Genomic DNA, 13,555 nt, shown 5'->3' on the forward strand with positions numbered 1-13,555 from the left:
ATAAAAATGATTCCAGTAGTGGCCCTTGTTGGTCGTCCTAATGTCGGTAAGTCGACCTTATTTAACCGCCTAACACGTACGCGTGATGCCTTGGTGGCCGACTATCCTGGGCTAACTCGGGATCGTAAATATGGTCGTGCTCACCTGTCAGGTTATGAATTTATTGTGGTTGATACTGGCGGGATAGATGGCACTGAAGAAGGCATTGAAACGCATATGGCTGAGCAGTCGATGGCTGCCATTGAAGAAGCCGATGTGGTGTTATTTTTAACAGATGCAAGAGCGGGTTTAACAGCTGCTGATCAATCGATTTCAGAGCATCTTAGACGTCGTGAAAAAACCACCTTTGTGGTTGCTAATAAGGTTGATGGGGTCGATGCTGATTCTGTATGTGCCGAATTCTGGGCATTAGGTCTAGGTGAGGTCTATCAGATGGCTGCCGCTCAAGGGCGCGGTGTGACCAATATGATTGAATATGCCTTAGCACCTTATGCAGAAGCGATGGGCTTGACTCGTGACGAGGATGCTGATGAGAATGCTGAGGAGAAGGAGTACACCGAAGAAGAAGCGGAAGCTGAGCAAACGCGCTTGCAGGATCTCCCAATCAAACTTGCTATTATCGGTAAACCTAATGTCGGTAAGTCAACACTAACTAACCGTATTTTAGGTGAAGAGCGTGTTGTTGTTTATGACTCGCCCGGTACGACGAGGGACAGTATTTATATTCCTATGGAACGTGACGGCCGTGAGTATATACTTATTGACACTGCCGGTATTCGTCGCCGCAGTAAAGTTAATGAAACCGTAGAAAAGTTTTCGGTTATTAAAACATTGAAAGCGGTAGAAGATTGTAATGTCGTGTTACTTATCGTCGATGCCCGTGAAGGGATCGCTGAACAAGATTTAGGCTTGTTAGGGTTTGCACTGAATGCAGGCCGTGCGTTGGTCATTGCGGTCAATAAGTGGGATGGGATCGATCAAGGTATTAAAGAGAGAGTAAAAAGCGAGCTGGATCGCCGCTTAGGTTTTATCGACTTTGCTCGTATCCACTTTATTTCAGCGCTTCATGGGACTGGGGTCGGCCATCTTTTTGAGTCCGTTCAAGAGGCTTATGAAAGTGCGACACGTCGTGTGAGTACATCTATGTTGACCCGTATTATGCAGATGGCACAAGACGATCATCAACCACCTATGGTCAATGGCCGTCGTGTAAAGCTTAAGTATGCACATGCGGGTGGTTACAATCCACCTATTGTGGTTGTTCATGGTAATCAGGTTAAGAAATTACCTGATTCTTACAAACGCTTTATGATGAACTATTATCGTCGTTCATTAAAAGTCATGGGTACACCTATTCAGATACGTTTTCAAGACGGTGAAAATCCGTTTGAAGGGATGAATACCAAAAAGTTAACCGTCAGTCAAGAACGTCGTCGTAAGCGTATGATGACACACATTAAAGATAAAAAATAAGCTTAAGTTCTTAGTGTCTTAAATTGTGTTGATTAAAAGCCAGCTAATTTCATTAAGTTGGCTTTTTTATTATGTGTATGTTGACTTTCATCATGATCAATCATTTCGATAGGATAAAGTCTAAATGCGAATGAGGCGTCAAGTTCAGCTAATTTCTTGATGGAAAGTGCTGATAATGTTTCGGTAAATGCAGGCTCTTCAATAGAAGTGTTATACACTAAGTTGAAACATTTATGATATGCCATATTCCACTGTACTTTTGCTTCACCTGATAAACTCATTATCAATTCGTTGTAATGAGCTATACACTCATCTGGCTTACATGATAACGAGAAACGGATATTGGTTGACCAATCTTTGTGTATGGTATCTGGTGGATACATTTCTGCCAGTTCATTCGATTGATTAAAAACGTCAACGAGTGTCTGAAATGAGGAAAGTGATCTAATTTCAAGATCTAGTTTTATAGGGTGTGTTTTCATTTTCATTGTCATTGTCATTGTCATTTTTTGAAGCTTAGTTGTCAAAGCTAGCTGATTTTAATAGGTAATAAAAAATGTCAATACAGACATATTTTATTAATGGCTCAGCCCAACTTGTCAACGAGTTAACAGTTAGATTAATTGATCATTGATTATATCAATAAATTAAATGGAGCTCAATAATCATACAGCTTTATAACTTAACCAATGCTGAACGGCTTTATTTTTGCGTTTAGTAAATTTAATCGTAAATGTTTGGACAGCTCTTCCTGTATCTTTTACCTGTAATTATTATCGTTACTTAGTCGTCATGAATAAATTTACCTGTATTTCTATAAGAAGTAGAATTGTGGTGTTCAAATGTATTTAAGTTGCTGTTTTTAATGAGATATTAAAGTTTGGATTATTGCCAGAAACAGAGCATATATTCTTCTGTTGAGTCAAAAAAATACAACCAGGAAGAGAGCGACAACATATTGGATGTAAATAGAAATATAGTTTCATAGCTCATTATATTTGATACTGAGTGCTCCGGCAGGCCAGAACTTACTCAGCAGAAGCAATTCGAGTAAAAGAGTGAATTGATAAGCAACCACAAAGAATACGTTATGCAAGCGCGTTAATTACTACTGTATTAATGACATTCTGAGCTTTAGTGACATGAGGAGTCTTGATAGTGTCATGAACGTTTAAGATTATGGTGTTATCAAAAAATACCTGTATTACGTTAGTGCAATCATCAAGGGAATAACTATTGTCTCAATCACTGTCTTATTCAGTTATCCTATGGAACTATGAAACAAGCATATTGAAGTGGCTTGGGTATATTCCTTAAAAGAGTGAGATGTTAGATGAAAAAAAATGAATTAGGTTTACTGTTACTTATCATCATATTAGCGGGTTGCGGTGAAAAAACTACCACTATCACTGATATGCATAAAGAGACACCTCCACCACCTCAAATCATCAAGGCTGGTGATGGCCAAGTTGTACTGCGATTAATGCACAGTTTTCGTGGTAGTGATGATCCTTGTAAGACGGTGGGTGAAACCGCAGCGACGGCAAATTATTTAGATCACACAAGTTGGCTGGTTGCTTGTCCAATCGATGATGCCGGCATTGAAGACATTCAGAGTAATATGCAAGGGCAGATATTGGAAACTCTTGAAGGTTATGTTCTTTTGAATGTGCCTAAAAATTAATATTGTGGGTTGATGTTGATATACCCAATAAATGAGTTGACTTGGGTATATCGGTTAGTCAATGTTTAAAAAATTTGTTGGCATTATATATCACCTCAACATACCTAACAGTTATTGTGGTTGGTCTACACGCATTGAGCGTGGCGGAGAGTAGGGATCACTGAATTTAGCGATTTAGTTATAAGATAAGTTCTCCTAATCTGACAAAGTGGCGCTGTTGTTTGTAAGAGGCTTTGATGTAAACGCGCTTGTCGTATCAAAATTGGGCTAGTGAATAACCTGAATTTTTACTACTGTTGGCAAGTACATTATTAGTTGTTTTTTCTTAACTTTTTCAGAGTGATAGCTTATTTTTAATGAGCACAAAAATAGATTGATATCAACCTATTCTAGTTTACTTAATAATCTTCTCACTTCATCACGGGCACTATCAATGGCGGTGACAAGATTGATCGCGCTTGCTTCTGACTTGCTCAGTGTTTGCCAGTTTTTTTGCCACTCAAATTTTAGTTTCTTTGCTGATAGCGAGACTTCTGGTTCAGTTATTATGCTTAAATCTGCAATAAGATTGACCTTTACCCAGCCTTTTCTTGGGTTGCCTTCAATGACATCTTGGTCGTAATGGGCTGCATAAATAATCCCTTCAAGCTCTGACAGTTGCAATAAAAGTTCAAAACTTGCAGAGCGCATGTTGTTGTTATATTCAGTGATCTCCATGCGCCAAACGTTATAACTAAAGCCGACTAAGGCAAACAGCATACTAAAGACTGCGGTGATCTGAAAAATGGAGATAGACGGAGTTTTTTTTATGTTGATTGTCATATGAGTGCCTTTACTGATGATATTCCATAGACTTATATTTAATCTAGTGACTCATTACTTAACACTGTAAAGTCAATTATTAGAGTATATTTAGGGAATAGACAGTAAAAATTGAATAATAAATTCATCTTTTTCGGTCTACTTTTAATCATAAAGGGTAAAAATTTCCTTTCAAGCCACCAGTAAGCATTCAATAGGGAGCTGAGAATGAAATGGGTAAACAGTTTATTGTTATGGTGTTTGCTGAGTGTCACGCTGCAGGCAGCAGAAGTGCTAAACATGGCGCCAGACTTTACCTTAGCCGAGCCACTGGGCAAGATTCACACGCTAGCTGAGTATAAGGGTAAGCCATTAATATTACATTTCTGGGCCACATGGTGCCCTTACTGTAAGAAGCTTCAACCTGGGCTGGAGAGTATCGCTAACACGTATAAAAATACCGATCTGCAACTTGTTGGGATTAGTTTTAATGAAAACGAGGGAGCAATGCCAGGGCAAACGCTTAAAAAGCGCGGGATACATTTTCCAACGTTAGTTAAAGGGGAGAGTGTTGCAAAGGACTATGGCGTTCCGGGTACGCCTACCACGGTATTTATTAATCGAGCAGGAGAAATCATGTGGGTGACAAATATATCAGATCCACACGATCCGAGTTTGAATGCTGCTGCCGAGTTTATTCTTAAAAAATAAGGAGCTGTGGGGAGATTTTATCTTTTATTCAGTGAGATGACTCTACTTAAGAAAAATACTTGTTAGTGTGGTCAACTCAGTGACCGGCGTTGGTGTGTCGCCAGCTACAGAGTTTTTATTGTGGGGGGACTGTTAAAAGGTCATCTCTGGAACCTGCTCAGGGACGATGAGTTTGCCTGCCGTTTTACTGACTATTTCTTCAACAGACACACCCGGAGCACGTTCAAGTAGGTGGAAAGCACCATTGTTAATTTCCATAAAAGCCAGGTCTGTTAACACACGTTTGATACAACCAAAACCAGTGAGAGGTAATTCACATTTAGGCAGCAGTTTAGATCGCCCCTTTTTGTCAGCGTGCATCATAGTGACTATGATGTTGTCAGCGCCAGCGACTAAGTCCATTGCGCCTCCCATGCCTTTAATCAGTTTCCCTGGGATCATCCAAGAGGCGATGGATCCTTGCTCATCGACTTCAAACGCCCCTAACACGGTTAAATCCACATGACCACCACGGATCATGGCAAAACTCTCAGCGGATGAAAAGAATGATGCACCATCAACAGCAGTAACAGTTTGTTTTCCTGCGTTAATCAAATCGGCATCTATGGTATCTTCGGTTGGAAACTCCCCCATCCCTAAGAGACCATTTTCAGATTGCAGCATCACTTCTATCCCTTTGGGAATGTAGTTTGCCACTAAGGTGGGAATACCAATGCCTAAATTGACGTAATAGCCATCTTTAAGTTCTTGGGCTACACGTTGTGCGAGTTGTTCTCTTGATAATGCCATGATGTCTCCCTTCTTAAACTGATGCTTTTACGGTACGTTGTTCGATACGCTTTTCAAACGTTCCCTTGATGACTCGGTTGACATAGATCCCCGGCGTGTGAATATGATCTGGATCGAGCTCTCCGGGCTGAACAATATGTTCAGCTTCTACTACGGTGATTTTCCCTGCGGTTGCCATCATAGGATTAAAGTTGGCGGCGGTTTTACGGAAGACCAAATTACCCATGGTATCAGCTTTCCAAGCTCTAATCAGTGAGAAGTCGGCAGTTAAGGCAGGCTCTAGCACATAATGGCGACCCCCTATTTCTCGCGTTTCTTTACCGTCGGCGATAGGGGTTCCGTACCCTGTTGCGGTAAAGAAAGCGGGGATCCCTGCGCCACCGGCACGAATTTTTTCTGCAAGCGTACCTTGAGGGGTTAAAATGACGTTTAAGTCACCAGAGAGCATTTGCTGCTCAAAAGTGGCATTTTCACCCACATAAGACGCGATCATGGTATCGATTTGACGTGTTTTAAGCAGCAGTCCAAGCCCAAAATCATCGACTCCAGCATTATTTGAAATGGCGGTTAATCCGGTTACAGCCGATTTTACCATCTGGGCGATCAATCCTTCGGGAATACCACAAAGGCCAAATCCACCGACCATTACGGTCATATTATTACTGAGGCCTACTAGGGCTTCTTGATAAGTTTCAACAACTTTATTGAGTCCAGCCATGATTATTATCTCCTTTGTACAAGGTGCTATGGTGTGATTGCTAGGGCGACTTTTGAGCCGCTAGTTCTGCCCAATGCTTGGCTTATTTTGTTACCTGCTTGAGCCAGTAAAGGTAAATCAATGCCAGTTTCTATCCCCAATCCATGCAGCATATAGACGAGGTCTTCAGTGGCTAAGTTTCCTGATGCTCCTTTGGCATAAGGGCAGCCACCTAATCCTGCAACGGATGAATCTATCACGCTAACCCCCGTTTCTAAACACGCCAATATATTGGCCAAAGCTTGCCCATAGGTGTCATGAAAGTGCAAAGCAAGTTTATCCACGGGCACTTTGTCAGCAACGGCCTCTAGCATTTTACGGGAATGTGTGGGTGTGCCAACGCCAATAGTGTCACCGAGCGAAATTTCATAGCAACCCATCTTGTAAAGAATTTCAGACACTCGAGCGACTTCACTTGTCGAAATATCACCTTCATAAGGACAACCTAATACGCAGGATACGTATCCTCGAACGGGGATGTTCGCTGTGATAGCTCGCTCTATTACAGGGGCAAAGCGTTCGATTGACTCATCAATTGAGCAGTTGATATTACGCTGACTGAAAGTTTCAGATGCTGCGCCGAAGATGGCGACTTCATCCGCCCCAGCGTCAAGTGCGAGTTCCAGCCCCTTTAAATTAGGTGTTAGGGCGCTGTAGGTGACCCCCGTTTGGCGGAATATATTGCGCAGAACATCTCCAGAATCCGCCATCTGTGGTACCCATTTCGGGGACACAAAGCTAGCAGCTTCTATTCGTTTAATGCCTGCTTTGGCTAAGTCTTCAATTAAGATGATTTTATTCTGGCATGTCACTGGTTGTTCATTTTGCAGTCCGTCACGGGCACCAACTTCAAAAATACTCACCTGTTTAGGGTACATTTAGATCTGCTCCTCTTCAGTTTCAGAAGGCTCCACGTCAACCAATAAGACGCCATCGTTCACCAGTTCGCCAACATCAAAGTAAAAGGCATTCACTGTGCCATCGTAAGGTGACTGTATCGTATACTCCATCTTCATGGCTTCCATCACCATTAAGCCTTGACCTGCAGTCACTTTATCACCAATTTTAGCCAGATGAGTAACGACAGTGCCATTCATTGGGGCTTTAAGTTTGTCGGCCAGAGATTCGAGTTCTTCTGTTAGCTCTGTTTGAATCGCACGAAAATGGTAGCTTCTTGAATTGATAAACAAGGTGAAATCATCATCGACTTGGCTTACCTGAACCCTGAATTTATGAGCTTCACTTTTATGGATGTCAGCTTGATTTGTTTTGCCTGACTGTTTACTGAGTGATATTTCAGCATGGAGCACTTCACCGTCTAACTCTCCACTGAGTACATAGAGGTTGTCATTGATGTGCAGTTGAAAAATAGATTTTACACCGATTGACGTTTCAATGAGCGCTAATTGTTGTAATTCATGCCTATCATCAAGCAGTGCTACTTGATGTTGACTGGCACTATTGAGCCTAAAACCACTGACAGATCCCCAAGGAGAATAGGGGTCATGGCTGTTTATCGCACAGACTTCGGCGGCGGCTTTTCGGACACAAATCTGATATAGAGAGGCGAGTGCTAATGCGGTTTGTTCATCTTTAGCAAGATCACCACTGAGTCCTCGGCCAATCAAAGCATCACCATAACGGTCGATAAAATCGGTACTGAATTTTGCATCGCGAAAGGCTTGGTGTTGAGCAATATTGGCCAGAAATTCAATATTGTGTTTAAGGCCGCTGATTTGATAGGACTCTAATGAATGAACCAAACGTTGTAGCGCTCTGGGTCGAGATTCATCCCAAACAATTAATTTAGAGATCATGGGATCATAAAAGTTACTGATCTCATCATTTTCTCGAATGCCGGAATCGATACGCACATGGCCACTTTGTTCTGGCTCACGCAGAAAATTGAGCTTACCACTGGCGGGAAGAAACGCATTTTGTGGATCTTCAGCGTAGATGCGTACTTCAAATGAATGGCCGTGTACTCGTACTTCATCTTGAGTTAGGGGCAGCTGGTGGCCACTAGCGACCATTAATTGCCATTTTACCAAATCTTGTCCGGTAACCATTTCTGTCACCGGATGTTCTACTTGAAGACGAGTATTCATTTCCATAAAGTAGAAGCTATTGTCGGTATCGAGTAGGAATTCGATAGTGCCTGCGCCTTGGTAATTGATAGCGTTTGCCGCCGCGACTGCCGCTGCTCCCATTTTGGCTCTTAGCTCGTCACTCAATCCAGGTGCTGGCGCCTCTTCGACCACTTTTTGGTGGCGTCGTTGAATGGAGCAATCACGATCGGCCAAGTAAATACAGTGACCGTAATTATCAGCAAAGACTTGCACTTCAATGTGACGAGGCTGACGTAGGTAACGTTCCATCAATAATTTATCGTTACCGAAAGAGCTGATGGCTTCACGTCGAGCAGAATGAATCGCGTCAAGTACTTCGGTTTCACTTTCAACAATGCGCATCCCTTTTCCGCCTCCTCCAAAGGCGGCTTTAATCAGTAATGGGAAGCCCATTTTTTTTGCTTCGTTAACGAGAAAATCATCACGTTGATTATCACCATGATAACCAGGAACCAAAGGGACATGAGCGGTACCCATGATTTCTTTTGCCGCGCTTTTACTGCCCATGGCATCGATAGCATCAGCTGTTGGGCCAACAAAAGCGATACCTTCTTGTTCACACAGACGAGCAAATTCAGCATTTTCTGACAGGAAGCCGTAACCGGGATGAATGGCTTGAGCGCCAGCTTTTTTGGCGATAGCAACAATGAGTTCGCTTTTAAGGTAAGAGTCTGTTGGTGCACTGCCGCCGAGATAGAAAGACTCGTCTGCCATGGCAACATGGCGGGCATCGATGTCCGCATCTGAATACAATGCGACGGTTCTGATCCCCATGCTCTTTGCTGTTTTAATAATACGGCAGGCAATTTCGCCTCGGTTAGCAATTAACAATTTTTTAATCAGAAAGGTTTTACTCAAGGCTTTATTTTTTAATGATTGGGAGGCCATGTTATTCGTTTCCTTGCGCCGTATCAGTGTTGATTTTCCAGTCGGGAGTGCGTTTTTCTAAGAAAGCATTTAAACCTTCTTGGCCTTCGGCTGACATGCGAATGCGGGCGATGCGCTCGCTGGTATCATTCAATGTATGTTGATCTATCACCCCGTTTTCAAGGCTAGAGAGTAAGCTTTTTACCCAAGTCATGCCTTGAGGGCTGTTGGCGAGTAAGGCTGCGATAATCGGCGTTGCTTGGGCATCGAGATCCTCACTAATGTCATGGATCACATTAAGAGACAAGGCTTGTTGAGCGTTAAACTTCTCAGCGGTTAACATATAACGACGTGCCATTCGCTGGCCCATAGTCCGAGTGACATAAGGACTAATGATTGCCGGAATAAGGCCCAGTTTGACTTCACTGAGACAGAAACTAGCACGGGAATTCGCAATGGCGATATCACAGCAGCAAATAAGCCCTAATGCACCGCCGTAGGCAGCACCTTGTACTAAAGCCATGGTCGGTTTAGGGAACTTATCCAGCATTGACATCAGCTTGGCTAGCTTATTAGCATCGGCAAGGTTTTGCTCGAAATCCATTTTAGCTTGATCACGCATCCAATTAAGATCGGCGCCAGCACTGAAGTTTTTACCATTTGCTTTAAGGACCAGTACGTTGCAATCATCATTTTCGGCAAAATAAACCAGCGACTGGCTCATCTCGCTTATCATTACCTCATCGAAGGCATTGTGTTTATCCACTCGATCTAGGATCAGTTCGCCCACACCATTTTTTAATGTGCAGCTAACAAAATGTAGTCTGTTCGAAAATTCATTGGTCATGGCCAGGTTATCCATTATCTATTAGCCCGATACTCTCTAGTGTGTTGCCAAGGGCTAGCCCTTACATGCGAAATACGCCGAATTTGGTCTCTTCTATTGGTGCATTGAGTGCTGCTGAAAGCGCTAAACCCACCACATCACGAGTCTGGCTAGGGTCAATAATACCGTCATCCCACAGACGAGCGCTGGCATGATAAGGGTGACCTTCTTTGTCATATTGCTCGACGATTGGCGCACGGAATTGTTGTTCTTCTTCATCAGACCAATCGACGCCTTTACGCGCGAGTCCATCACGACGGACAGTGGCTAATACCCTAGCGGCTTGCTCTCCGCCCATGACAGAAATACGAGCATTTGGCCACATCCACATCATGGTTGGTTCGAATGCTCGGCCGCACATGCCGTAGTTACCAGCACCGTAGCTGCCACCAATAATGACTGTAAATTTAGGTACATTGGCACACGACACAGCGGTGACCATTTTGGCCCCGTGTTTCGCTATCCCTTCGTGTTCATATTTCTTGCCTACCATAAAGCCGGTGATATTTTGCAAGAAGAGCAGGGGGATTTTTCGTTGACAACACAGTTCAATAAAATGCGCGCCTTTTTGGGCAGATTCAGAGAAAAGGATGCCATTGTTGGCAATGATACCGATAGGGTAGCCATGAATTCTGGCAAAGCCGCAGACTAAAGTGGCACCATAGCCAGCCTTAAACTCATCGAAGTCCGAGTCATCGACAATGCGTGCGATGACTTCTTTTACATCATAAGGTTTTTTAAGATCGGTTCCCACAATGCCGTAAAGCTCATTAATATCAAAAAGAGGGGGTTTGGCAGGACTGAGTTGAGACTCAATGGTTTTTTGATGATTGATTCGGGTCACCGCTTTACGGGCAAGTTCGAGTGCATGCTCATCACTTTGGGCCATATGATCAGCCACACCTGATATTTTTGTGTGCACTTCAGCGCCCCCAAGCTCTTCGGCGGTGACCTCTTCACCTGTTGCAGCTTTAACCAGCGGTGGGCCAGCAAGGAAAATAGTGCCTTGCTCTTTAACAATAATGGACTCATCAGCCATGGCGGGGACATATGCGCCCCCTGCAGTGCAAAGTCCCATCACCACAGCAATTTGTGGAATACCTTTGGCTGACATGTGTGCTTGATTATAAAAGATACGGCCAAAATGATCTCTATCAGGAAAAACTTCATCTTGGCGGGGAAGGTTTGCTCCCCCCGAATCAACCAGATATATGCAAGGAAGATGACAACGACTGGCAATGTCTTGTGCTCGAAGGTGTTTTTTCACGGTCACAGGATAATAAGTTCCGCCTTTGACCGTGGCATCGTTGGCAATGATCATGCATTCGACGCCGCTCACGCGCCCTATGCCGGCAATGATACCTGCAGCTGGAACCACATCTTCGTAGAGTTCGTAGGCGGCAAATTGTGACAGTTCAAGAAAAGGAGAACCTGGATCTAACAATTTTTCAACCCGATGGCGAGGCAGGAGTTTTCCTCGAGAAAGATGGCGCTCTCGAGCAATCTCGCCGCCGCCTTGCTCAATGGCATTAATTTTACATTTGAGATCATGCACAAGGTTGCTCATGTCGTCATATTTAGTCTTAAATTCGTCACTACGAGTGTTAATACGACTGCTAAGTTGAGTCACGATTTGGATCCTTTTGAAGCTAAAAACAGATGGAGTAGGAGCACAGAGCAGGACACTAAATTAGTCGTATCTTGTCTGGGTTAACTTACTTAGATTCGTTAAACAGCTCACGACCAATCAGCATGCGGCGAATTTCAGAGGTACCCGCTCCAATTTCATAGAGCTTAGCATCACGTAAAAGTCGACCCGTTGCATATTCATTGACGTAACCGTTTCCGCCTAATAATTGAATCGCATCAAGGGCCATTTTGGTGGCCAGTTCTGCTGAGTAAAGAATGGCCCCAGCGGCATCTTTTCGTGTTGCTTCACCGCGATCACAAGATTTAGCCACATTGTAAACGTAAGATTTTGCCGCATTCATACCGGTATACATATCGGCAAGTTTTCCTTGAACGAGTTGGAATTCACCAATGGATTTACCAAATTGTTCACGCTCATGGATGTAAGGCATAACAATATCCATGCACGCGGTCATGATCCCTAGTGGGCCGCCAGAAAGCACCACTCGCTCGTAATCTAAGCCGCTCATTAAGACTTTTATGCCATTATTTAGTCCGCCAAGTATGTTTTCTTCAGGGACTTCACAATCTTTAAAAACCAGCTCACAGGTATTTGAGCCGCGCATTCCCAACTTGTCGAGTTTTTGTGCGGTACTAAACCCCTTTGAATCACGTTCTACGATAAAGGCGGTGATACCATGAGGCCCTTTATCGAGGTCTGTTTTGGCATAAATAACGTAAGTATGTGCGTCAGGGCCGTTTGTTATCCACATTTTGTTGCCGTTAAGGATATAACGGTCACCCTTTTTTTGAGCCGTGAGTTTCATCGAAACCACATCGGAACCCGCATTGGGTTCACTCATGGCCAAGGCGCCTATGTGTTCACCGCTAACCAACTTAGGCAGATATTTGGCTTTTTGTTCGTTATTACCGTTACGGTTAATTTGGTTTACACATAAATTAGAATGAGCACCGTAACTTAATCCGATAGAAGCAGAGGCACGTGAAATTTCCTCCATGGCCACAACATGCGCTAAATACCCCATGTTAGCACCGCCATATTCTTCAGCAACCGTCACGCCTAACAGCCCCATGTCGCCCAGTACTGGCCAAAGTTCATTGGGGAAAGCATTGTCAATATCGGTTTTTGCAGCGATGGGTGCTATTTCATTGGCAGCGAAGCTTTGTACTGCATCACGCAGCATATCGACATCTTCGCTCAGGCCGAAATTGAGAGATGAGTAAAGTTGAGTCATGGCTTGTGTCCTATCCGTTTAAGTAAAGTACTGATTGCTTATCATGATGTTATTTAATGTCGGTATGCATCTGTTAAGGTGTTGTTTTACTCGCTACTGTGTTCAAGTGCTGCTCGGCATTGCTGTTCGGCCGAATTGAGTTCCATTAACACGACTTTGATGTCATCCATCTGCTGCTGTAGAGATGTTTTTTTATCTTCAATGAGCTCAAGCATCCTATGGAGCTGGGATATGCTGTTTTTGTCTGCATCATAGAGTTCGAATAAACGGCGGGTTTCGGCGAGTGAAAAACCTAAGCGTTTACCACGTAAAATAAGCTTTAGGCGTACTTTATCTTTAAGATGATAGACCCTAGTTTGACCACGGCGTTTAGGTTTTAGTAGGCCTTGATCTTCATAAAAGCGAATACTGCGAGTTGTAATATCAAACTCTTTAGACAGGTCGCTAATTGAGTACGTTGCGAGTGTGATCTGTTTATCACTCATTAAAAAACACCATAAAATTCAACTTTTGCTAAAGATATATGAAGTTTACGTAAAGGTAAAGTAAGTAAGTGAGGTGAGAGTTCATTTT

Annotated in this window: 13 protein-coding genes; 3 read left to right on the forward strand and 10 right to left on the reverse strand. The window is 43.3% G+C overall.

All coding sequences use genetic code 11. From position 1 onward, the window contains the following. Positions 1–6 precede the first annotated feature (6 nt). Entirely contained in the window at positions 7–1,473 is a 1,467-nt protein-coding gene (gene der / locus HQQ94_RS08580) for a ribosome biogenesis GTPase Der (RefSeq protein WP_173294022.1), read from the forward strand. A gap of 32 nt (positions 1,474–1,505) precedes the next feature. Here the strand turns inward: der and HQQ94_RS08585 are convergent, their stop codons facing one another. Beyond that, the gene (locus tag HQQ94_RS08585; protein ID WP_173294023.1) at positions 1,506–1,961 is read right to left on the reverse strand and encodes a hypothetical protein; all 456 of its coding nucleotides are present in this window, start codon (positions 1,959–1,961) and stop codon (positions 1,506–1,508) included. An 845-nt stretch (positions 1,962–2,806) separates the two neighbouring features. On the opposite strand from HQQ94_RS08585, the gene HQQ94_RS08590 reads away from it, so the two are divergent. Continuing rightward, a complete protein-coding gene (locus HQQ94_RS08590) occupies positions 2,807–3,157 on the forward strand; it encodes a hypothetical protein (RefSeq protein ID WP_173294024.1) in 351 nt (116 codons plus the stop codon). Positions 3,158–3,541: 384 nt separating this feature from the next. Here HQQ94_RS08590 and HQQ94_RS08595 read toward each other — a convergent pair whose 3' ends face one another. Continuing rightward, positions 3,542–3,979, reverse strand: coding sequence for a hypothetical protein (locus HQQ94_RS08595; protein ID WP_173294025.1), 438 nt, complete (start codon positions 3,977–3,979; stop codon positions 3,542–3,544). 207 nt (positions 3,980–4,186) lie between these two features. Here HQQ94_RS08595 and HQQ94_RS08600 point away from each other — a divergent pair, with 207 nt between their 5' ends. Beyond that, entirely contained in the window at positions 4,187–4,669 is a 483-nt protein-coding gene (locus tag HQQ94_RS08600) for a peroxiredoxin (protein ID WP_173294026.1), read from the forward strand. A gap of 132 nt (positions 4,670–4,801) precedes the next feature. Here HQQ94_RS08600 and HQQ94_RS08605 read toward each other — a convergent pair whose 3' ends face one another. The 8 genes from HQQ94_RS08605 to HQQ94_RS08640 all read right to left on the reverse strand — a co-directional run bounded on the left by HQQ94_RS08605 (position 4,802) and on the right by HQQ94_RS08640 (position 13,467). Further along, entirely contained in the window at positions 4,802–5,458 is a 657-nt protein-coding gene (locus HQQ94_RS08605) for a 3-oxoacid CoA-transferase subunit B (protein WP_173294027.1), read from the reverse strand. Positions 5,459–5,471: 13 nt separating this feature from the next. After that, the gene (locus HQQ94_RS08610) at positions 5,472–6,176 is read right to left on the reverse strand and encodes a CoA transferase subunit A (RefSeq protein WP_173294028.1); all 705 of its coding nucleotides are present in this window, start codon (positions 6,174–6,176) and stop codon (positions 5,472–5,474) included. 26 nt (positions 6,177–6,202) lie between these two features. Beyond that, positions 6,203–7,093, reverse strand: a complete 891-nt coding sequence (locus tag HQQ94_RS08615) for a hydroxymethylglutaryl-CoA lyase (RefSeq protein WP_173294029.1) — start codon at positions 7,091–7,093, stop codon at positions 6,203–6,205. Beyond that, the gene (locus tag HQQ94_RS08620; RefSeq protein WP_173294030.1) at positions 7,094–9,232 is read right to left on the reverse strand and encodes an acetyl/propionyl/methylcrotonyl-CoA carboxylase subunit alpha; all 2,139 of its coding nucleotides are present in this window, start codon (positions 9,230–9,232) and stop codon (positions 7,094–7,096) included. 1 nt (position 9,233) lies between these two features. Continuing rightward, positions 9,234–10,073 (reverse strand): enoyl-CoA hydratase-related protein, encoded by an 840-nt coding sequence (locus HQQ94_RS08625; RefSeq protein WP_173294031.1) that lies wholly within the window; start codon positions 10,071–10,073, stop codon positions 9,234–9,236. Between the two features lie 46 nt (positions 10,074–10,119). Further along, on the reverse strand, positions 10,120–11,727 hold the full coding sequence (locus tag HQQ94_RS08630; RefSeq protein WP_173294032.1) for a carboxyl transferase domain-containing protein: 1,608 nt from the start codon (positions 11,725–11,727) through the stop codon (positions 10,120–10,122). Between the two features lie 85 nt (positions 11,728–11,812). Beyond that, positions 11,813–12,982, reverse strand: coding sequence for an isovaleryl-CoA dehydrogenase (locus HQQ94_RS08635; RefSeq protein ID WP_173294033.1), 1,170 nt, complete (start codon positions 12,980–12,982; stop codon positions 11,813–11,815). 86 nt (positions 12,983–13,068) lie between these two features. Beyond that, positions 13,069–13,467, reverse strand: a complete 399-nt coding sequence (locus HQQ94_RS08640) for a MerR family DNA-binding transcriptional regulator (protein ID WP_173294034.1) — start codon at positions 13,465–13,467, stop codon at positions 13,069–13,071. Positions 13,468–13,555 lie beyond the last annotated feature (88 nt).

The organism is Shewanella sp. VB17, from assembly GCF_013248905.1.
Lineage (GTDB): Bacteria > Pseudomonadota > Gammaproteobacteria > Enterobacterales > Shewanellaceae > Shewanella.